This is a genomic window from Roseibium aggregatum (assembly GCF_017309185.1).
GTDB classification, from domain to species: domain Bacteria; phylum Pseudomonadota; class Alphaproteobacteria; order Rhizobiales; family Stappiaceae; genus Roseibium; species Roseibium aggregatum_B.
Genome location: NZ_JAEKJZ010000002.1, coordinates 521,843 through 541,543 on the forward strand (window position 1 = coordinate 521,843; position 19,701 = coordinate 541,543).

The following is a 19,701-nucleotide window of genomic DNA, read 5'->3' on the forward strand; positions in this document are numbered from 1 at the left end:
TATGGCCCTTGCGACCTTTGAAGGCAGCCAAACCGCTCTCCGGCGGTTGGCGATGGTGCTGTGCGCTACGAGCCTGACCGTTGCAGCCTCCTTCATGTTCGCCACAGTGGTTCAGGCCGATGGCTTCGACTGGCTCGATGTCGTGCGCATTACCCTGATGGCCATTGCCGCCTTCTGGCTCGCCTGGGGCGGTTGCATCGCGTTTTTCGGCATACTTTTCCCGGACGAGAGCCATCCAAGATCCGGCCCCGTCCCGGAGGGCCGGACCGCGGTTCTTCTTCCGATCTACAACGAGGCCACCGGTCCGGTCTTCGCCCGCCTCGCCGCCATCATGCGCTCCGTGGGCCAGCTGAAGGCCGCGGACCAGTTCGACTTCTTCGTGCTCTCCGACACGACCAGGCTCGAGGTCGCCGAAAAGGAACGGCAGGCCTATGAGGCACTGCTCGCGCAGGAGGGAGCGGGCGGACGCCTGTTCTACCGGCGCCGGGAGAAGAATATCGGCCGCAAGGCGGGCAATATCGCCGATTTCGTGACCACCTCCGGCGGCGCTTACGAGTATATGCTGGTGCTCGACGCCGACAGCCTGATGGAAGGAGAGACCATCCTGGAAATGGTCCGGCGGATGGAAGCCGACCCGCGTCTGGGCCTCCTTCAGTCTCTTCCCCGGATCATCGGCCTCGACACCCTGTTCGGCCGGCTGCTGCAGTTCGCGACCAGCCTCTACGGGCCTTACTTCGCTCGCGGCCTTGCCGCCGTGCAGGGAGGCGAAGGCAGTTTCTGGGGCCACAACGCGCTTATCCGCACCCGCGCCTTCGCCGCCTCCTGCGGCATGGCCCCGCTTCAGGGTGAGCCCCCCTTCGGCGGTCACATCCTGAGCCACGACACGATCGAGGCAGCCCTTCTGGCGCGCGACGGCTGGACGGTCCGGCTCGACCCGGACCTGACGGGCTCCTATGAGGAAGCTCCGGCCAACATGGTGGACTACGCCAAGCGGGACCGGCGCTGGTGCCAGGGCAACCTGCAGCACGGCCGCGTCCTGGTCGCCCCGCGCTTCCGTTTCTGGAGCCGGCTGGCCATCCTGCAGGGCATCTTTGCCTATCTCGCCTCGCCGATCTGGTTCCTGTTCCTGATCGCAAGTCTCGCCGCCCCGCTCGCGGCCCCCGCCCCGGTCTATTTCGACGGCCATTCACCCTTTCCGGTGTTTCCGCATCCGGAGACCGCCACGGCGCTCGCCCTGCTCTTCGGCCTGGTGGCCCTTCTGATCCTGCCGAAGCTGCTGCTGGCGATCCGCGCCCTTGCCGACGGAAGCACCGCGGAGTTCGGCGGCCCCCTGCGTCTGCTGGTCTCCTTTCTGCTGGAGACCGTACTGACCTCGATGCTCGCCCCGCTGCACATGATGTTCACCTGCCGCTCGGTGGTGCAGGTCCTGACCGGCGCCGACAGCGGCTGGCCGGCGGCGGAGCGCGACGACGGCTCGCTGTCCTTCGCCACCTCGCTCAGCGCGACATGGTGGATTGTTGTCACCGGCGTGGCCGGGATCCTCTTTTCGAATTATTTCGTGCCGGAACTCTTCTACTGGCTCCTGCCGGTCGCAGTCCCGATGGCCCTCGCTCCGGTCCTGATCTGGTCGACGGCCTCGGTCTCGCTCGGCAAGGCTACGGCGCGGATCGGCCTGTTCGCCGTGCCTGCCGACCAAAAGCCCGTCGCCGTGGCCGCCGAGATGCACAACGTCCTGAACGCGGCCGCGACCGAACCGGCTCCCGCACTCGTCAGCGAAGCGATCGCCTGACAGGTCAACGATAAATTGTTGCTATCCCGTGTCACCCCGGGCTGGCAAAGCACGCCCCGGGGCCGACTCCACCTCAGTGCACGCGGCCGTTTTCCGCTTCCAGAATGCCATTGGCGTCGAGCCCGGCAATCGGCAGCCTCTTGTCCGTCGGCACGTCGCCGGAGAGCTGCAGGGCGAGATAGCGGCCGCAGCATACGCGCAGGAAACTCGTGAAATTGCCGAGATCGTGCCCGGCATCAATGCTTTCGTGATGCAGCTTCGTGATCAGCTGCACGACGTTCATGCCGTCGCGCGCGGCAATCTCGTCCAGCACCTTCCAGAAAAAGCTCTCCAGCCGAACGGACGTCACCATGCCGTCGATCCTGAGCGACTTGGTCGAGCTTTCCCAAAGCGAACTGTCGGCCTGGATAAAGAGTTTGCACATGGCGGTTTCCTCCCGATGCCGGTAAGCGGTCCGGCGATTGTTCCATGGCGAGCCTGGATCTTCAATGCACGATCCCGGCACGGTTTTCGGCAAGGCCTAAAGCTTCACCTCATCCTGAGGAAGACCTCAGGACGAGGTTTTTGTGTCACCAGTATCCTGGCCTTTCTTACGCCGCCAATGAGCCTGCGGCTTCGCCCTTGAGCACGGCGTTGAACTGCGACAGCCAGGCCGGATGGGCGGGCCAGGCCGGCGCGGTCACCAGGTTGCCGTCGGTCACCGCCGCGTCGATGGCGATCTCGGCGTAGGTCGCCCCGGCCAGTTCCACTTCCGGACGGCAGGCGGGATAGGCGGAGACCATACGGCCCTCGATGCATTTGGCGGCGGTCAGGACCTGCGCACCGTGGCAGATGGCGGCGACCGGTTTGCCCGCGTCCATGAAGTGATTGACGGCGGCCAGAACATCAGCATCGAGACGCAGATATTCGGGAGCCCGGCCGCCCGGGATCACCAGCGCGTCGTAAGAGGTGGCGTCGATCTCGGCGAAGGTCGCGTTCAGCGTGAAATTGTGGCCGCGCTTTTCCGTGTAGGTCTGATCGCCCTCGAAATCGTGGATCGAGGTGGCGACCGTCTCCCCGGCCTTCTTGCCCGGACAGACCGCATCGACCTGGTAGCCCATCGCCAGAAGCGTCTGGAACGGCACCATGGTCTCGTAGTCCTCGGTGAAATCGCCGGTGATCATCAGGATCTTTTTCGCACTCATGCTGGTCCTCCCATAGTCGAGTTCGCGATGGGAAAACCGTAGCAGGCGAAGGGATCGAACGGGTATTAGGCGGGTACTACGGGGGAGTTTTTAGCGGGTTTGCTATCGAAGAGATTCACCAGAACCTCCGGTGTCACCCCGGGCGAGCATCGCGAGACCCCAGGGCCTACTCGTTTCCAGAGGATCGACGGGGACAGGGCTCTTTCCAGCTACACCATCAACCTTGGCAAGATGTTATGCGAGTGGGCTCCGGGTCTCACTCCATTCGCCCGGGGTGACACCGAGATTGACGGCATGCCACTTCCCCTACGTTTTCTCTCATTGAAAGAAGCGAGAGACGTGCCCAATCAGTGAATTCCCCCTCCTCCGTTGTCTTCCCCGCGCAGGCGGGGATCCAGTAATCGGATACCGATATTGCGTTACACGTCGAACACTTCACGGGATACCGGATCCCGGTCTTGTCACATCGTGACAAACCGGGACGACATCACCTCATCCTGAAAGGCCTACCGGGACCTTCCCCCTCAGTCCCGATAATCCGGCTGAGACCGGTCCAGTTCCCGCTTCCAGTGGTCGAAATGGGCATAACCCATGCCCACGTAGGGCTCCCATTCGGCCGCGGTCTTGGCCGCCAGGTTGTCGGACATGACGGCAAGCGGCTGGCCGGTGGCATAGGCCTTGAGAAGGGTTTCGGCGGCGCGTTCGAAGAAATAGAGATGCTCGAAGGCTTCCGGGATGGTCTCGGCGGCAATCGAGACCCCATGATTGCCCATGATCAGCACCGGCTTGTCGCCAAGGGTCTCGGCGATCCGGAGCCCCTCCTCCGTCTCGTCGGCCATGCCACCGAAGCCGAGATCGACCGCGACCTTGCCGAAGAAGCGCGCCGTGTTGAGGTCGATCGGCTTCATCGACGGGTCCTTGAGCGTTGCCAGCGCCGTGGCATTCGGCGGATGGCAGTGAAACAGGACCTTCGCCTTCGGATTGGAGCGGTGCACCGTACCGTGAATGCACCAGGCGGAGGGGTCCGGCGCGTCCGGCCCGTCCATGACGCTGTCGTCATGGGCGTCGAGCAGCAGCAGGTCGCTCGCCTTGATCTCGGAGAAATGCCGCCATTTCGGGTTCATCAGGAATGTCGAGCCGTCCCCGGACACCGCCGCGCTGAAATGATTGCCGACGGATTCGTGCCAGCCGAACAGAACCGCCATGCGGAAGGCGGCGGCGAGATCTTCCCTGAGGGCCCGCTCGCTCTGGCGTTCGCTGGCGCCGAAGGCGACTTCCGTAACCACACTCATTTGAACCGCCCTTCCCCGGAAAGCACCCGGTAGACGGAGCGCAGCTCACCCCGGTCGGTGTAGCAGCCGCGCAGGTGGCGGTTGCCGCTGGTGGCTGAATATCCCTCCCGGCCGTGCAGGATGCGATGGTTGTCGAAAACGATGCATTCGCCCGCGTTGAGACGGAAGCGCATCAGGTATTTCTCGTCGCGCATCATGCGGCCGAAGCGGCAGAAGGCCGGATAGTAGCGGTCGAGCTCGTGTTGCGGCAGGTCGAAGATGTCCGCGTGGTGCTGGCTGATGGTGACGCCGGAGATGTTGCCGTGCTCGTCCAGCTCGATCACCCTCTGGCGCGCGCGCATGTCAAAGGCCTCGTGCTCGCAGTAATAAGGCACATCGGTCGAAACCAGCAGGTCGAAATCCTCCGGATAGAGCGCCCGGAAGTCCTCAGCCACCGCCAACCCGTCGACGAAGATACTGTTGCCGCCCTCGACCGTGTTCGCCCGGCAATGGAGGAACTGCACGCCGGGCGCCAGATCCTCGTCGGGCAGGTCCGTATGAAGCGGCAGAGCGGCGGAGGTGAAGGCCAGGTTGGTCGGCTTGATGTGGGTCTTGACCTCGAAGGTCACGCCGAAATAGCTCGGCCGCACATAGCCGATCAGGCCGGCCGTGTCGGTAAGCGCAGCGTCGGTGTCCGGCAGACCGGTCAACAGCGCCACCCCGTCCGTCAGCATCGCGCGCGCCCAGTCGCGCACATGGGCCTTGTCGGCAATGAGATCCGCATGGGCGAACCGCGCCATCTTCGGATAATGATCTCCGTACCAGGAAACACGCGGAAGATTGGCGGCATCCGGCCGTTTTTCACCCTTGGCATAAGCGGCAAGCTGGGAGAGCGGCAGCCGCGTCACATGGTAGGAGTCCGCCCAGGCGATTTCCAGCTCGCCACCGGAAACAGCCGCGGACAGCGCCTTGGGCGCCGCTTCCAGCGCGAAAATGTCGTTGACCCGTTCACGGGTCACCGGATCGAAGGAGCTCGGACAATTGTCGCGCAGCCAATAGTAATTGAAATAGGCGGTTTCGCCATTTTCCAGCGGCACGTCCAGGCCGCTGTCACGCAAAAGAACGCCCGTCTCGCCTGTTCCCAGCATGTGTCAGTCCTTCAAGTTAAGTTCAATCCCCTCAAACGCCATACCCGTAACACCTCTCAAGGCACGGGTATTCATGGCCTTTCCTAAAAATTGCCCTTGCCCGAATGATTTGAAAAGCCGATAAAAAAGCAAGTTAACTTAAGCCAGGACTTAACTTATTGAACGCCGCGCACCGCCTTCCCCCGCTCCGGCTCCTCAGCGTTTTCGAAACAGTCCACCACGCGGGCAGCGCCAAACAGGCGGCGGCCGAGCTCAACGTCTCGCTCTCCGCCGTCAGCCAGGCCCTGAAGCAGCTGGAAACGCATATCGGCACGGATCTGTTCGACCGCAGCAGCCGGCCCGCGCGACTGACCGATGCCGGCGGCATTCTATTGAAAGCGGTACTGGAAAACCGGGCGCGCCTGAGCGAGGCGCTCGACGATATCCGCGCCCTCAACGACCAGGAAAGCGCCTCCGTCCGCGTCGCCTGCACCGTCGGCTTCGCCACCTACTGGCTGATGCCCAGGCTGGAGGCCTTTTACCTGGATCACCCGGATATCGCCGTCAATGTGGAGACCACGCCGCAGGAAGTCCCGCGCCTCGGTCCCGGCACCGATATCGCGCTGCGCTACGGCGACGGCCGCTGGAACGACGGCGCGGTGGATTTCCTGTTTCACGAGACCGTCGAGCCGGTCTGCGCGCCAACGCTTGCCAAGCGCATCGCCGCCGATGGTGGCAGCCTCGCCTCCGCCTTCCTGATCCACGTGGATTTTTCCGACAGCCGCTGGATCGACTGGACCGAGTATCTGAACAGAACCGACCAGAAAGCCGCCGGTTCCGCCAAGGGTCTGCGTTTCTCCAACTACGTCCAGGCCACCCAGGCCGCCCTGTCCGGCCACGGCGTCATGCTCGGCTGGCGCTCGATCACCGGGGACCAGGTGGCGAAAAGCCTGCTGGTGCCGGCTGGACTACCGCCGCTTCTGCCGGAGAACGCCTATTACGCGGTGCGCTCGCACCGGAGCCGGAACAAGGAAACGGCGCAGGTGGTGGTGGAGTGGTTGAAGGGAGTTGCAGGCAAGGAGAATGTCTAGTGCCCCCCAAGAGAAATTCAGTCCGATCCATACCACTGGCCGCAACCCTCAATAAGACCCAAAAAAATGGGCATGGATTGCAGGGTCAAGCCCTGCAATGACGAACTGGAGGATGGTCCAGCACCTCTCCTCCTCCGTTATGCCATGGCTCGACCCACCGCTGTCCGGTTAAGCGACTATCTCTGAGTTTCCTCAAGCGTCGCGTCTTGCTCCCGTCTCCCCCCTTGCGGGGGAGATGTCAGCTTTGGCTGACAGAGGGGGGTATCAACCTATCGTAAACATTCAGCTTTTCGTGTTGTCGCGCCGCTGCTACACTCCCCTCTGTCCGTTTCACGGACATCTCCCCCCACAAGGGGGGAGACGGGTGCAAGCGGCACGGCCACGCAGTGTCCGGCAATCCCTGAACATTGGAAAGTCGCGCGATTACAATGGCTTTGACGGAATCTTTGAAATTATGCCGGACAGTAGCGGGCTCGACCATGGCATCCATGCCGTTATGTTTCGGTACATTTCAGACTTGTTTACGTCTGGGAGCGCGGGCGTAGAAACCACACCTACCGCTCATCCCCGAAATAGCGCACCCTGAGATCCTCGATCAGCTCATTCTCATGCGCCGTCAGGAGTTCGAGCGTCATCGGGCGGGTCCAGGGGCTGCCGTGGGCGAGCGCGAAGCCGTATTTGTCCGGTTCGAAAATGGGGCCGACCACTTCGACATCCTCGCGCGGGTGGGTGTGGGCGTAATATTCCAGCACCGGCGCATCGCCGACGACCGCGTCGATTTCCCCGCCGTTGAGGGCCGCAACGGCGCTGTCGATGTCGTCATAGCCCAGATGGGACCAGCCCGCGTTCCGGGCATATTCCTCCGCCACGCTTCCGGAAAAGACGCCAATGGTTTTGCCGGGCAGGTCGGCGATGCCGTTGATCTGGTTGGTCAGCGACAGTGTCGTCATGACGCTGGTCACCGAAGAGGTGACATAGGCCATCACGGCGATGCCGCAGACAAGCCACAAGGCCTGCCAGATGCGCCCCGGCCAGCCGAACAGGTTCTTGCGTGACGGCGCCTTTCCGGAGGTCACGACGGACATCACCGAATAGAAGCTCTCCGAAAGACCTTCCGGCCAGCCTGTCGGAAAGCCCTTGTCGAAACGGCGGTCGAAGAGCGTCATCAGCGCGGTGGCGACGACAATCACCAGACCGAGCCAGCCATAGGCCCTGAGATAACCGGAATCGCTCAGGCCTTCGAACACCTCGGAAAACGTGGCCCCCTGGCTGCCGGGCACCAGAATGCGCAGGCCCGCATCGAACCAGGGCTGCGTGAAGTCGATCCGGTCGGCGCGCTTGCGGGTGATCGTGAGATTGGTGACCGCGACACCGATGGAGCCGTCCGCCGTCGCATCGACCAGCTCCCGGATCGTGGGAAAGGCCCTGTACTCGAACTGAAGGCCGTTCTTCTCGGCGAGCCCCTCCCAGAGATCGACCGCCATGCCGGTATAGGCCCCCTCTTCGCCCTTCATGACGAAGGGCGGACTGACGTAGAGCCCGACCGTGACGGGCGATGCCGGCAGTGATGGTGCCTGGTTGCCGCCGCTCTCCTGAGCGCGCAACGGTGCGCCTGTCAGGAAGAACAGAACAATCAAAACCCGACCGGAAAAACGGGAGAACATTTTCAGGCAGACAGGCATCCGAGGCTCACAGGATGGATTACGGAATCACGCGATCGACGATGGAAAGTAGATCCTTACCTGTCCCACGAGGCAACCTGCGGACGCGGAGATACCGAAGACACAAGCGCGGTTTCCCCAAGTCCGCGCTGGTCCTTGCGCCCGTCTCCCCCCTTGCGGGGGAAATGTCAGCTTTAGCTGACAGAGGGGGGTATCAGCCGATCGTGATCATTCAGCTTTTCAAATTGCCGCACCGCTACAGCCCCCTCAACGCGTGATCACGATCCGCGTATCGTTGCGTCCGACCTTGCGTACGAGATTGAAGAGATGCGCGGCATTCTTCGGGTGGAGGCGGATGCAGCCGTGTGAGGCTGGACGGCCCAGGCTCTTGACGGCGGTGGTGCCGTGGATGGCGTAGCCGCCGAGGAAGAAGACCGAATAGGGCATCGGCGCCCAGTTATACTTGCGCGAATGCCAGTCCCGTTCCAGCCGGGTCGGGCGCCAGCTGCCGGTGGGCGTCCGGTAGCCCTTGCGGGCGGTGGAAACGGGCCATTTCTTGCGAAGACGGCCGTCGACATAAAGATAGAGCCGCTGCTCGGACAGGTCGATCTTGGCGGTAACCCGCTGCGCCGCCTGCGCGCTCGTTCCCGCCAGGGCAAGGAAAGCCAAAACGACAGGTGCAATAACCAGATTCTTCAACTTGAACATAATGAATCGCCTTACTAGAAAGACACGGAAATTCTTAGGACAACGCACTCTCGCCAAAGCGTTGTACACTTTCAACCTTTTTTAAAAGTAAAACTCTGCTGTTTTGTTCCCGGGCTGAAACTCTGACAATTGGTCTGCGCCATTCCTCTCGGGAAAGCGGCCGGACTGAAATCCGGCTCAAAAACCCCTTGACCTGAGCCGCCCGGCAATGCCATACACTCACCCGAACCGTACGGTACGGTTCACCATCTGAATTTTGAAGTTCCGCCGACGAGCCCGCCAGAAAATGCCCGCAGCCGCCTACGATATCGCCACCTCCCGCCCGGACGCCGCGCCCGAGTTCTCGCCGCGCCAGCAGGCGGTGCTGCAGCATGCGCTGACCTTGCTGGTCGAAGGCGGCGAGAAGGCGCTGACAACGGCCGGCCTGGCGCGCACGGCGAGTTGCTCCAAGGAAAGCCTCTACAAGTGGTTCGGCGACCGGGACGGGCTTCTGGCCGCCGTCGTCGCCTACCAGGCAAGCCAGGTGCATTTCCCCTCCGAGGCCGGTGCCACCGCCGACGCGGCGACCTTCCGCGCACATGTGACGGCCTTTGTCGAGGAACTGCTGGGCGTGCTCTTTTCGGAGACCTCGCTGGCCCTGAACCGGCTCTCCATCGGCCAGTCGAACACCAATTCCAACCGGCTCGGCCAGCTGCTTCTGGAGCGCGGCAAGAACATGATCTCCGCTCGCGCCCGCGCCATGCTGGAAGCAGGCCGCCGCCACGGGCTTTTAAAATACGACAATGCCGAGGACGCCTATCAGGTGCTTTACGGCCTCGCGATCCGCGACGTTCACATTCGCCTGCTTTTGGGCGCCGCCTCAAGCCCTGCCGAGCAGGACCTGAAATCGCAGGCCAAAACGGCCGTCGACCACTTTTACCGGCTGTTCGGGGCCTGACGCTCCAACCGCCGGACGATAACGAAGACCGGTTGAAGCCGGCTTTGAGTTGAAAAGATGCCAACGGGAGAAAGGAACCCATGCGCGTTTATTACGATCGTGACGCTGATCTCAACCTGATCAAGTCCAAGAAAGTCGCCATCATCGGCTACGGCTCCCAGGGCCGCGCCCATGCGATGAACCTGAAAGACAGCGGCTGCACGGAGATGGCCGTCGCCCTGCGCGAAGGCTCCACCACCGCCCTGAAGGCCGAAGCCGACGGCTTCAAGGTCATGTCGGTCGCGGAAGCCGCCGGCTGGGCCGACCTGATGATGATGGCCACGCCCGACGAGTTGCAGGCCGACATCTACAAGGACCACATCGCCGGCAACATCCGCGACGGTGCGGCCATCGCCTTCGCCCACGGTCTCAACGTTCATTTCGGCCTGATCGAGGCGAAAGACACCGTCGACGTTCTCATGGTCGCGCCGAAAGGCCCGGGCCACACCGTGCGCAGCGAATATGAGAAGGGCGGCGGCGTGCCGTGCCTGATCGCCGTTCACCACGACGCCTCCGGCAACGCCCATGACCTCGGCCTGTCCTACGCCTGCGGCGTCGGCGGTGGCCGGTCCGGCATCATCGAGACCACCTTCAAGGAAGAGTGCGAGACCGACCTCTTCGGCGAACAGGCCGTTCTCTGCGGTGGCCTCGTCGAGCTGATCCGCGCCGGTTTCGAAACCCTGGTGGAAGCCGGCTACGCTCCGGAAATGGCCTACTTCGAGTGCCTGCACGAAGTGAAGCTGATCGTGGACCTGATCTACGAAGGCGGCATCGCCAATATGAACTACTCCATCTCCAACACGGCGGAATGGGGTGAGTACGTCACCGGTCCGCGCATCGTGACGCCGGAAACCAAGGCGGAAATGAAGCGCGTCCTGACCGACATCCAGACCGGCAAGTTCACCTCCGACTGGATGCAGGAATACAAGGCGGGCGCGGCCAAGTTCAAGGCGACCCGCCGCCTGAACGACGCCCACCAGATCGAGGAAGTCGGCACCAAGCTGCGCGGCATGATGCCGTGGATCAAGGCCAACGCCCTGGTCGACAAGACGAAGAACTAAGGTTTTTCCGGACCTTTCAGTGCAAGCCCCGCCGGCAACGGCGGGGCATTCTGTTACCGGCTCACAATCCCTACCAAAACCTAAACCCGATACCCGGAAATTCAGGCACCGCCTTTAACAAATCAAAACATCTGATGGTCTAATCTGGAGTTTACCGGCAGGAGTTGCAGACAGAGCCGCAACCACAGGCTATCCTGGATCAGGCGCGCACGCGAAATCGCGGATATCCCCTGAAAGCTCTCTTTTCCACACGCCAGGACGGCGTGGCCGCGTTGCCAGGGCGAGCCGCGGGCTGGTATCTTTCCCCTGAATTCGGACAGGCGGTTCCGGCAAAGTTTCAATTTGATGAAAATCTGCCCGCCGCACCTAACCGGATCGCAAATCTTCGTGCTGAAAATGACAATATCCCGTCACGCTTGACGCTCCGCCGTGGAGGGCGCGCCATGGATCTGTCTACGCTTATCGCAGCAAATGTGCTGATATTGTCAGTCTTCGCGATCTCCTTTCTCGCGATCTCCTTCCGCGTCTCGCCCTTCGGTCATTGGCGAAGCTGGGCCCTGGCCAACGCGCTTTTGGCTTCCGCGCTCGTCCTCTTCGCATTCGACCGCAAACTGCCCCTCCTTGCGGCCTATCTGGTGCCGAACACGCTCCTGCTCCTGGGAATGGGCTTTCACTGGCACGCGGCCAGGCAGCTCGCGAACCTGCCCAGCCGGATCAGCAACGTGTTCGCCCCGGCGTCCGCCTACCTCCTGGTCGCCAGCCTGTCCTACGTGACCTCGAACTACGCCCTCGCCTATACGGCCTCCAATGTCATCTTCACGCTTTTGTGCGTGGCCACCGTCTTCGCCTTCACCGCGCCGACCTTCCGCGGCCTGATTTCGGCGATCGGCCTGATCCTGGCCTTCTTCTTCATCGCCGCCGAGGGCATGATGCGGACCGCGCACAGCCTGTTCTACAGCGGTCCGGCAGGACCCGGCATGATGAATGACATGAGCGCGGATTTGCACCTGATGTGCGCGCTTCTCTTCGCCACCCTCACCGGGGCCTTCTCCCTGGCGGTCTCCTTCGAGCAGGTTGCCCAGCGCCACCGGGAGGCCGCGCGCCGCGATCCGCTCACCGGCGCCTTCAACCGGCGCGAATTCCAGCGCCGGCTCGAAGAGCTGTTGCAGGGCACCTCGGCGGACACATTCGGCCTGGTGCATTTCGATCTCGATCACTTCAAGAGCGTCAACGACCGCTTCGGGCATCTGGCCGGCGACCAGGCGCTGGTCGAAGTCAGCAAGACCGTCCGCCGCCATCTGCGCTCCGACGATTGCTTTGCAAGGCTTGGCGGCGAGGAATTCGCGGTGATCCTGCCGAGCATCTCCAGGGAAAACGCCTTCAAGGTGGCCGACCGGCTGCGCAAGCGGATCGCCGAACTGCGCTTTGAGTTCGCCCCGGAAGGCTTTCAACTCACCGCCTCCTCCGGTATCTACCACGGCAACGGCGACGGGCTTAAGACCAACGAACTGCTTCAGATCGTGGACAACGGACTTTACCAGTCCAAGAACACCGGCCGGAACCGGATCTGCGTCGCCTCGCCCTACGCGACGATCGACTTGCCCGGCAGTTGAGGAAAACCGGACAGGCCGTCGGCTCGGTTTCGCCGGCGCCAAACAGGTGCCGTCCCCTCTCTCCTCACAGATAGCTCTGTGATCGCCGGGATTGACCCGGCAATTCAGGCCAGACGCTTCGGCCGGCCATGAGAGATTTCCAGGCAAACGAAACGGCATGGAAGCCACGGCCGAGCCATGGCAGACCTTCCTGAAAGGTTTGGTGAGGATCAGAAATTCGCCTCGATCAGCCGGGTGACTTCCCGGTCGCGGGCCGCCTCGCTCTCGCCACCCATGACCACGACCACAAGCTGCTTGCCGCCGCGCCGGGCTGTCGCGACCAGATTGTAGCCGGACATGCGGATGTAACCGGTCTTCAGACCATCCACCCCCGGCACCTTGCCGATCAGATTGTTGGTCGCACGGAAGCTGCGGCCATTGTAGCTGAAGGATTTCGCCCGATAATAGCTGCCATACTGCGGAAAGCGCCGTTTCAGGGCGAGACCGAGCTTCGCCATGTCGCTGGCCGTGGTCACCTGGGCCGGATCGGGTAGCCCCGTGGCGTTGACGAAGCGGGTTCGGCTCAGGCCCAGCGCCCGAGCCTGGCTTGTCATCTTGCGGGCGAAGGCCGCCTCGCTGCCGGAAATATTCTCGGCAACCGCCACGGCAACGTCGTTGGCGGATTTAACCGCCAGGGCGCGGGCCGCCTGTTCCACGGTGATGGTGGAGCCCGCCTTCAGGCCGATCTTCGCCGGCGGCTGCCGCGCCGCGTTGGCGGAGACCTCAAGCGGCGTCGACAGGGCATAACGTCCCGAAGCGACCTCGCTGAAGAGCAGGTAAAGCGTCATCATCTTGGTAAGCGAGGCCGGATAACGCGATGCGTCGGCGTCGACCGCATAGAGTTCCGCGCCCGAGCCGCCGTCCAGAACCAGCGCGGAATAGCCGCGTTCGACGGCCGAGGACGGAGCATAGGCAACTGCAGCACTTTGAACCGGCGGCGTTTCCGTAGCCGTCGAGGGGGACACCCCTGCCGGTCCCTGGGCGGTCTGGCAGGCGGCCAGACCGACGGCCAGGAACAATGCGGAAGCCTTTTTAACGAACGCGGTCCGGAGCATGTCCACTCTCAAGCATGGGGATCCCGCCCCTCATCAGGGTTTCAGGCGGTATCCGGTTTTGAAGATCCAATATATGACCGAGAGCGCTCCGCAAAGAAAGAGCATCGTCACCAGCAGCGACAGCCAGAGACTGACGTCCGACTGACCGTAAAAACTCCAGCGGAATCCGGAGATCAGATAAAGGACCGGGTTGAATAGCGTCACCTTCTGCCAGAACTCCGGCAGCATGGCGATGGAATAGAAGCTGCCGCCGAGAAAAGCCAGCGGCGTGACCACCAGCAGGGGCACGAATTGCAGCTTTTCGAAATTGTCCGCCCAGATGCCGATGATAAATCCGATCAGCGCGAAGGCGACAGAGGTCAGGACGAAAAAGGCCATCATCCACACGGGATGCTGGATCTGGAGCGGCACGAAGAACGACGCCGTGGTCAGGATGATCAGCCCGACGAGGATTGCCTTGGTCGCGGCCGCGCCCACATAGGCAAGCGTGACCTCGAAAAACGACACCGGCGCCGACAGAATCTCGAAAATCGTTCCGGTAAACTGCGGAAAGTAGATGCCGAAGGACGCGTTGGACAGGCTCTGGATCATGAGCGACATCATGATAAGCCCGGGAACGATGAAGGCGCCGTAGCTTACCCCGTCCACCTCGGTGATTCTGGAGCCGATGGCCGCGCCGAAGACGACGAAATAAAGAACCGTCGAGATGACCGGCGAAATCACGCTTTGCATGACGGTCCGTCTGGTACGCGCCATTTCCGTCAGATAAATAGCTTTCATTGCCTGGAAATTCATGTGTCTTGCCGCTCCATGCCGTCTTCCGGTGAAAGGTCCAGCTCCATTCGCGGGAGCGACCGCCCGGGAATCGATCCGGACGGCGACCGGCCGACCGTCGTGAACCCCATTCGCGCATAAAAAGCCTCGGCATGGGGATCCGCATCCAGGCCGATCCGCTTCAGCCCGTGCCGCCGGGCCGTTTCATGAAGCCGGCCGAACAGGGTTCGGCCGATTCTCGCGCCCTGCCAATGCGGATCGACGAAGCAGGTCTCCAGCTCGCCGGTTCCCGCTGAAAGATCCTCGGAAAGCCGGATACAGCCGACGACCTTGCCGCCTTCCGTCTCCGCCAGCCAGAAATCGTCCTCCAGAACCCAGCTCTCGCGCACGCGCAACTCTTCGGCGCATTGCGCCATGAAGTCGTCGTCATAGCCGTTCGATTGCTTGGAGCGCATGCACAAATCGGTCAGCGCGCCGATATCCTCCAGCTTCGCCGGACGTATGAAGTAGCCTGCCGCCATGTCCGCTCACCCCCGTTTCACCAGGTCGACGAAGATGTCCTCGAGAGAGGACTGGTCGGTCTGGAGATCGTGAAACCGGATGCCCGCTTTGGCGAGATCGCTCATCAGCGCGGTAATGCCCGTGCGTTCCGCCTGGGTGTCATACGTATAGGTCAGACTGGTTCCATCCTCGGACAGGATCAGGTCGTGATGGACAAGGGCGTCCGGCACCCGGTCGAGAGGCTCGCCGAGACTAAGCGTGAGCAGCTTCTTGCCGAGCTTGCGCATGAGCTCCGCCTTTTCCTCAACGAGGATGATCTCGCCCTTGTTGATGACCCCGACCCGGTCGGCCATCTCCTCGGCTTCCTCGATGTAGTGGGTCGTCAGGATGATGGTCACGCCCCTGGTCTTCAACGCGCCGACGAGGCGCCACATGTCCCGGCGCAGCTCGACGTCGACCCCCGCCGTCGGCTCGTCCAGAAACAGGATCTTGGGTTCGTGGGCCAGCGCCTTGGCCACCAGGAGCCGGCGCTTCATGCCCCCGGACAGGGCCATGATCGGCCCTTTTCGCTTTTCCCAGAGGCTCAGGTCCTTGAGAATTCGCTCGACGAGTTCCCGGTCCGGCTTCAAACCGAAGAGACCGCGGCTGAAGGCCACCGTGTCCTCGACAAGTTCGAAGGGCGCGGTGGGCATTTCCTGAGGCACCAGTCCGATCATCTTCCGCGCCGCGCGGTAGTCCCGCTGCGCATCGTGCCCGCCGACCCTAATCGTGCCGGAGGTCGCCCGCACAAGGCCGCAAATCGTGCTGATCAGGGTGGTCTTGCCAGCACCGTTCGGCCCGAGAAGCGCGAACACCTCACCCTCGTTTATGTCGAGGGAGACGGATTTCAGCGCCTGAAAGCCGCCTTCATAGGTCTTTACCAGATCGCGGATGGTGAGTATCGGGGCCATAAGGTTCCAACGGGTTTTGCGGGGACGGCTTGACCGGATGGTCTATTTGGCGGGGCACACTCGCATGTGGGCCGGACTGCGGCAAGATGCAAGGTTAAACGGCAGGGATTGTTTCGCCTCCGGAAACACTGCGTTTGTTGTGCATGCTCTGGGTTTTCCCGCTCTCTTCCCTATTTTAGCGGTCAATGGCAAACGCTTGAAAAAGGAAAACCTGAATGTCCATCCGCCCCGTCACGCATATCGGCCAGACCCAGCCGACTCTCGAAGGCGCCGGTGTCAGGCTCGACCGGGTTTTCGGCTTTCAGGACCCTGAAATGCTCGATCCGTTTCTGCTGCTGGACGATTTCCGCAACGAACGTCCGGAAGACTATCTCAAGGGCTTCCCCTGGCATCCGCACCGCGGCATCGAGACCATCACCTATGTGCTGGCCGGAACCGTCGAACATGGCGACAGTCTGGGCAACACCGGCAATCTCGGCGCCGGCGACGTGCAATGGATGACCGCGGGTCGCGGCATCATGCACCAGGAAATGCCGAAGGGCGATCAAAACGGCCGCATGCACGGCTTTCAGCTCTGGGCGAACCTGCCATCCTCGTTGAAGATGACCGCGCCGCGCTATCAGGACGTCGCGGCGAAGGAAGTCCCGGTCGTCACGGACGACGACGGCACCTCCGCCCGGATCATCTGCGGTGAGTTCTGGGGCAAGCGCGGCCCCGTGGACGGTATTGCCGCCGAGCCGCAATATCTCGATATCCACGTTCCGGCCGGGCAGAAAAAGCGCTTCAAGGTCGATACTTACAAACAGACCTTCGCCTATATCTTCGAAGGTTCAGGAACCTTCGAGGGCGCTTCCGACCCCTTCGGCGTGCTGACAGAAAAGGAATTCGGCGGCGAGGAGATCAAGCTGCGCGACCAGACCGGCAACCGGACGCTGGTCGTCTTCGGCTCCGGTGACGAGATCGTGGTTCAGGCCGGCGACGAAGGCATCTGCTTCCTGCTCGTCTCCGGTGCCCCGATCAAGGAGCCTGTCGCCTGGCACGGCCCGATCGTCATGAACACCCGTGACGAACTGATCCAGGCGGTCACCGAACTCCAGAACGGAACGTTCATCCGATAGCGGTGGTGATGCAACGGCATGGATGCCATGGTCGAGTCATGGCAAGACCTAGTGCGTTTTATTGGTGAGCACTTACCCTAACCCGGTCATTGCAGGGCTCGACCCTGCAATGAGCGGTTGAGGTGGAACCGCCCAATCTATCCCAGGAAGTCATGCCATGGCCTGACCTGGCATCCATGCCGTTCCTGGTCCTGTTGTGCCCTCCTCGAAGCTCAGCCGGGAAATCCGGACAAAATCGACAAGCCGCATTCTCCCCGGTGCCTTGGAACCTTCACAAACTCTGGCTAGGGCTGTCCGGTACGACCCGAGGACAGGACTGCCATGCCTTTGAAACTCCGCCCCGCCACCCCGGAAGACGTCCCTGCCCTGACGGACATCCTTCACCGCGCCAAGGCCTCCTTCAGCGATGACACGAACAGCGCGACCCCGTCCCGGGACGACAGGCGCATTTCGGAAGCGACGATCGCATCTCTTCACATGACCGTCGCCGAGAAGCGGGGCACAGCGGTCGCCTTTTCCGGTCTGACTGTGCGGGGCGGAGACACTTTGCAGGTCGATTACCTGGTCGTCGCGCCGGAAGCTCGGGGACAGGGCATTGGCGCCTTGCTTCTGGCGCGCGCGGAAGAACATGCCAGGTGGCGGAACCTTTCGAGGCTGTTTCTGCACTCCGACGCCGATGCCGCCGGATTTTATGAAAAAAACGGTTTCCGGACGCTGTCGAAACGACCGGGCGCCACAGGTGCAGGCAAGGGCGTTCTTATCATGGAAAAGCCATTGCCCCCCTCCGTCCACGAAATTTCCTCTCTGGATATTTCCGTTTCGACCGCCACCTGGGCCTTCGAGGAGGCCTATGCCGGAGAGATTGCCACCCATTTCGACGAAGCCCGGAAACGCATCCCGTTTCTGTGGAACGGCAGAACCCTGAAGCTGACGGGCTACAGCTTTGAAAACGGAATTTTCAGGGGAAACTGTTCGGAGTGTTCCTATGCCGCCTATCTGGCCTGGCGCGACTGGGGCGCCCCCGACATTTCCGCTCACAACCTCTTCGGCTCCGCAATCCTTCGCTCCGGCGACGGCGCGCTTCTTTACGGGGTGATGGCGAAACACACGGCAACGGCCGGTCTCATCTATCCGCCCGGCGGCAATCTGGACCCGGAAGACCGGACGGCGGACGGCAAGGTCGACGTTGTCGGCGCGATCTACCGGGAACTGGAAGAGGAAACCGGTCTGACCCCGGCGGACGTGCGTCCCGCAGGTCTGCTTGTGGCCTTCGACGGCCCGCGCATCTCCATTGCGCAGGTGCTCGACTGCGATCGCCCGGCCGAGCGCCTGCGCGAGGAAATCATCCGCCATTCCAGGGCGTCGAAAGACCAGGAACTGGAAGACATCCAAATCGTGCGCAGCCGCGAGGACCTGAACAATCCGGCCATCGTACCGTTCGCCCGCGCCGTTGCGGATCGTCTGCTGACGGAAACGGCGCCCGGCGGTTGAGAACCGGGCTGGCAACACTTTGTTCACCATCATTGACGATGAAACGCTGGCAGGACTTGCCCATACATGCAAAAGTCCGCTCACCTTGGGTCACGACAGATGACGCTTTGCACGGGGCCGGACGGTGCAGGAACAACAGCACGCCGGCACGGCCTTCACAGGTACGCAGGACGATTTCAGGAGAAAAATATGAGCCGCCGCTACGCGATCTTGGATGTCTTTACCAACACGAGCCTGTCCGGAAATCCGCTGGCGGTGGTTCTGGACTCCGAAGGCCTTAGCGACGAACAGATGCAGAAGATCGCCGGCGAGTTCAACCTCTCCGAGACGGTGTTCGTGTTCCCCCCCGAAAACCCCGGCCAGTCCGCCAGCATGCGGATCTTCACACCGAAGGTGGAACTGCCCTTCGCCGGCCACCCGACAGTGGGCACCGCGATCCTGATGGCCACGGAACGCTTCGGCGAGGTGACCGTGGAACAGGATTCCGTCGTGGTTCTGAAGCAGAAGATCGGCACGGTGCGCTGCGCGGTCATCCTGAAGGAAAACGCGGCCGCCTTTGCCGAGTTCGACGTGCCGAGCCTTCCAGAACCCGCCGGACCAACCCAGAATGTGGAGCTGATCGCCGCCGCGCTCAACCTCGAACCGTCCGATATAGGCTTCGAAAATCACGCTCCGTCGCGGTTTCGCGTCGGTCCGTCCTTTCACTTCATTCCCGTGCGCGACCTCGATGCCCTTGCCCGGGCAAGACCGGCTCTCTCCATGTGGCAGGCCGGGTTCGGCAAGGACGGGCATGGCGACGCCTACGTCTACTGCCGCGAAACCCGTTCCCACGACAGCGCCTTCCATGCCCGGCTGTTCGCCCCCGACATGGGCATTCCGGAAGACCCGGCCACCGGCTCCGCCGCGGCCGCTTTTGCCGGCGTGGTGAACTATTACGACGACCTTCCGAACGGCACCCATCACATCCGAATCGAACAGGGCTTCGAGATGGGCCGTCCGTCGATCATCGATCTGGAAATCGACATGGAAAACGGCGGCATGCACGCGGTGCGTATCGGCGGTCAGGCGACCCTCGTCGCGCGCGGCGAGTTGTTCGTCTGAATTTCAGCAAGGCCGAAAGCAAGGCAAACCGGGCAACTTCCGCAAATCCCGGTTGCACTTCTCCAAGTCCTGACGTATGAACGAACCTCGTTAACCGTCCGGTCACGCTTTCGCGGGATCCTCGACGGACGACTTGAAAAGACGACCGAAGGCCAAAGACAGACCCATGATCGCGGCACGCGACATTCCCG

The 19,701-nt window shown here is 62.2% G+C and carries 18 protein-coding genes; 8 read left to right on the plus strand and 10 right to left on the minus strand.

Annotated elements, in window-relative coordinates; genetic code table 11:
* Position 1 precedes the first annotated feature (1 nt).
* The gene (gene mdoH / locus JF539_RS14585) at positions 2-1,789 is read left to right on the plus strand and encodes a glucans biosynthesis glucosyltransferase MdoH (RefSeq protein WP_207141391.1); all 1,788 of its coding nucleotides are present in this window, start codon (positions 2-4) and stop codon (positions 1,787-1,789) included.
* 73 nt (positions 1,790-1,862) lie between these two features.
* Here the strand turns inward: mdoH and JF539_RS14590 are convergent, their stop codons facing one another.
* The 4 genes from JF539_RS14590 to JF539_RS14605 form a co-directional block, all read right to left on the minus strand.
* Positions 1,863-2,213 (minus strand): ribbon-helix-helix domain-containing protein, encoded by a 351-nt coding sequence (locus JF539_RS14590; RefSeq protein WP_207141392.1) that lies wholly within the window; start codon positions 2,211-2,213, stop codon positions 1,863-1,865.
* A 166-nt stretch (positions 2,214-2,379) separates the two neighbouring features.
* Complete coding sequence (locus tag JF539_RS14595; RefSeq protein ID WP_207141393.1) at positions 2,380-2,973, minus strand: DJ-1/PfpI family protein; 594 nt, start codon at positions 2,971-2,973, stop codon at positions 2,380-2,382.
* A gap of 524 nt (positions 2,974-3,497) precedes the next feature.
* Positions 3,498-4,265: a class II aldolase/adducin family protein gene (locus JF539_RS14600; protein ID WP_207141394.1), complete on the minus strand. Its 768-nt coding sequence runs from the start codon at positions 4,263-4,265 to the stop codon at positions 3,498-3,500.
* Positions 4,262-5,392: a TauD/TfdA family dioxygenase gene (locus tag JF539_RS14605; RefSeq protein ID WP_207141395.1), complete on the minus strand. Its 1,131-nt coding sequence runs from the start codon at positions 5,390-5,392 to the stop codon at positions 4,262-4,264. The genes JF539_RS14600 and JF539_RS14605 overlap by 4 nt, the downstream gene beginning before the upstream one ends.
* 158 nt (positions 5,393-5,550) lie before the next feature.
* Between JF539_RS14605 and JF539_RS14610 the strand changes: the two genes are divergently transcribed.
* Complete coding sequence (locus JF539_RS14610; protein WP_207141396.1) at positions 5,551-6,462, plus strand: LysR substrate-binding domain-containing protein; 912 nt, start codon at positions 5,551-5,553, stop codon at positions 6,460-6,462.
* Between the two features lie 554 nt (positions 6,463-7,016).
* Here the strand turns inward: JF539_RS14610 and JF539_RS14615 are convergent.
* Complete coding sequence (locus JF539_RS14615) at positions 7,017-8,144, minus strand: transporter substrate-binding domain-containing protein (RefSeq protein ID WP_209017296.1); 1,128 nt, start codon at positions 8,142-8,144, stop codon at positions 7,017-7,019.
* 246 nt (positions 8,145-8,390) lie between these two features.
* Positions 8,391-8,831: a L,D-transpeptidase gene (locus tag JF539_RS14620; protein WP_207141397.1), complete on the minus strand. Its 441-nt coding sequence runs from the start codon at positions 8,829-8,831 to the stop codon at positions 8,391-8,393.
* 286 nt (positions 8,832-9,117) lie between these two features.
* Here JF539_RS14620 and JF539_RS14625 point away from each other — a divergent pair, with 286 nt between their 5' ends.
* From JF539_RS14625 to JF539_RS14635, 3 genes are all read left to right on the plus strand, one after another.
* Positions 9,118-9,768 (plus strand): TetR/AcrR family transcriptional regulator, encoded by a 651-nt coding sequence (locus tag JF539_RS14625; protein ID WP_207141398.1) that lies wholly within the window; start codon positions 9,118-9,120, stop codon positions 9,766-9,768.
* A gap of 80 nt (positions 9,769-9,848) precedes the next feature.
* Complete coding sequence (ilvC, locus tag JF539_RS14630) at positions 9,849-10,868, plus strand: ketol-acid reductoisomerase (RefSeq protein WP_207141399.1); 1,020 nt, start codon at positions 9,849-9,851, stop codon at positions 10,866-10,868.
* Between the two features lie 443 nt (positions 10,869-11,311).
* A complete protein-coding gene (locus JF539_RS14635) occupies positions 11,312-12,481 on the plus strand; it encodes a GGDEF domain-containing protein (RefSeq protein ID WP_207141400.1) in 1,170 nt (389 codons plus the stop codon).
* A gap of 209 nt (positions 12,482-12,690) precedes the next feature.
* On the opposite strand, the gene JF539_RS14640 is transcribed toward JF539_RS14635, so the two are convergent.
* From JF539_RS14640 to JF539_RS14655, 4 genes are read right to left on the minus strand one after another with little or no spacing between them, the layout of a single operon-like run.
* A complete protein-coding gene (locus tag JF539_RS14640; protein ID WP_207141401.1) occupies positions 12,691-13,575 on the minus strand; it encodes a D-alanyl-D-alanine carboxypeptidase family protein in 885 nt (294 codons plus the stop codon).
* Between the two features lie 33 nt (positions 13,576-13,608).
* Complete coding sequence (locus JF539_RS14645) at positions 13,609-14,370, minus strand: ABC transporter permease (RefSeq protein ID WP_207141402.1); 762 nt, start codon at positions 14,368-14,370, stop codon at positions 13,609-13,611.
* Positions 14,367-14,870: a GNAT family N-acetyltransferase gene (locus JF539_RS14650; protein ID WP_207141403.1), complete on the minus strand. Its 504-nt coding sequence runs from the start codon at positions 14,868-14,870 to the stop codon at positions 14,367-14,369. The genes JF539_RS14645 and JF539_RS14650 overlap by 4 nt, the downstream gene beginning before the upstream one ends.
* Positions 14,871-14,876: 6 nt before the next feature.
* Positions 14,877-15,800: an ABC transporter ATP-binding protein gene (locus tag JF539_RS14655; RefSeq protein WP_207141404.1), complete on the minus strand. Its 924-nt coding sequence runs from the start codon at positions 15,798-15,800 to the stop codon at positions 14,877-14,879.
* A 215-nt stretch (positions 15,801-16,015) separates the two neighbouring features.
* On the opposite strand from JF539_RS14655, the gene JF539_RS14660 reads away from it, so the two are divergent.
* The 3 genes from JF539_RS14660 (at position 16,016) to JF539_RS14670 (ending at position 19,510) form a co-directional block, all read left to right on the plus strand.
* Positions 16,016-16,918 carry a pirin family protein gene (locus tag JF539_RS14660; protein ID WP_207141405.1) on the plus strand — a complete coding sequence of 301 codons (903 nt, stop codon included), beginning with the start codon at positions 16,016-16,018 and terminating at the stop codon, positions 16,916-16,918.
* A 321-nt stretch (positions 16,919-17,239) separates the two neighbouring features.
* Complete coding sequence (locus tag JF539_RS14665) at positions 17,240-18,409, plus strand: GNAT family N-acetyltransferase (protein WP_207141406.1); 1,170 nt, start codon at positions 17,240-17,242, stop codon at positions 18,407-18,409.
* A gap of 189 nt (positions 18,410-18,598) precedes the next feature.
* A complete protein-coding gene (locus JF539_RS14670) occupies positions 18,599-19,510 on the plus strand; it encodes a PhzF family phenazine biosynthesis protein (protein ID WP_207141407.1) in 912 nt (303 codons plus the stop codon).
* Positions 19,511-19,701: the final 191 nt, after the last annotated feature.

Bases quoted from the DNA above. Each gene is read 5' to 3' on its own strand.
- JF539_RS14620 (WP_207141397.1), bottom strand. From the start codon at position 8,831: ATGTTCAAGTTGAAGAATCTGGTTATTGCACCTGTCGTTTTGGCTTTC.
- JF539_RS14665 (WP_207141406.1), top strand. From the start codon at position 17,240: ATGCCTTTGAAACTCCGCCCCGCCACCCCGGAAGACGTCCCTGCCCTG.
- JF539_RS14600 (WP_207141394.1), bottom strand. From the start codon at position 4,265: ATGAGTGTGGTTACGGAAGTCGCCTTCGGCGCCAGCGAACGCCAGAGC.
- JF539_RS14615 (WP_209017296.1), bottom strand. From the start codon at position 8,144: ATGCCTGTCTGCCTGAAAATGTTCTCCCGTTTTTCCGGTCGGGTTTTG.
- JF539_RS14605 (WP_207141395.1), bottom strand. From the start codon at position 5,392: ATGCTGGGAACAGGCGAGACGGGCGTTCTTTTGCGTGACAGCGGCCTG.
- JF539_RS14660 (WP_207141405.1), top strand. From the start codon at position 16,016: ATGTCCATCCGCCCCGTCACGCATATCGGCCAGACCCAGCCGACTCTC.
- JF539_RS14625 (WP_207141398.1), top strand. From the start codon at position 9,118: ATGCCCGCAGCCGCCTACGATATCGCCACCTCCCGCCCGGACGCCGCG.
- mdoH (WP_207141391.1), top strand. From the start codon at position 2: ATGGCCCTTGCGACCTTTGAAGGCAGCCAAACCGCTCTCCGGCGGTTG.
- JF539_RS14590 (WP_207141392.1), bottom strand. From the start codon at position 2,213: ATGTGCAAACTCTTTATCCAGGCCGACAGTTCGCTTTGGGAAAGCTCG.
- JF539_RS14645 (WP_207141402.1), bottom strand. From the start codon at position 14,370: ATGAATTTCCAGGCAATGAAAGCTATTTATCTGACGGAAATGGCGCGT.
- JF539_RS14670 (WP_207141407.1), top strand. From the start codon at position 18,599: ATGAGCCGCCGCTACGCGATCTTGGATGTCTTTACCAACACGAGCCTG.
- JF539_RS14640 (WP_207141401.1), bottom strand. From the start codon at position 13,575: ATGCTCCGGACCGCGTTCGTTAAAAAGGCTTCCGCATTGTTCCTGGCC.
- JF539_RS14595 (WP_207141393.1), bottom strand. From the start codon at position 2,973: ATGAGTGCGAAAAAGATCCTGATGATCACCGGCGATTTCACCGAGGAC.
- JF539_RS14655 (WP_207141404.1), bottom strand. From the start codon at position 15,800: ATGGCCCCGATACTCACCATCCGCGATCTGGTAAAGACCTATGAAGGC.
- JF539_RS14650 (WP_207141403.1), bottom strand. From the start codon at position 14,870: ATGGCGGCAGGCTACTTCATACGTCCGGCGAAGCTGGAGGATATCGGC.
- ilvC (WP_207141399.1), top strand. From the start codon at position 9,849: ATGCGCGTTTATTACGATCGTGACGCTGATCTCAACCTGATCAAGTCC.
- JF539_RS14635 (WP_207141400.1), top strand. From the start codon at position 11,312: ATGGATCTGTCTACGCTTATCGCAGCAAATGTGCTGATATTGTCAGTC.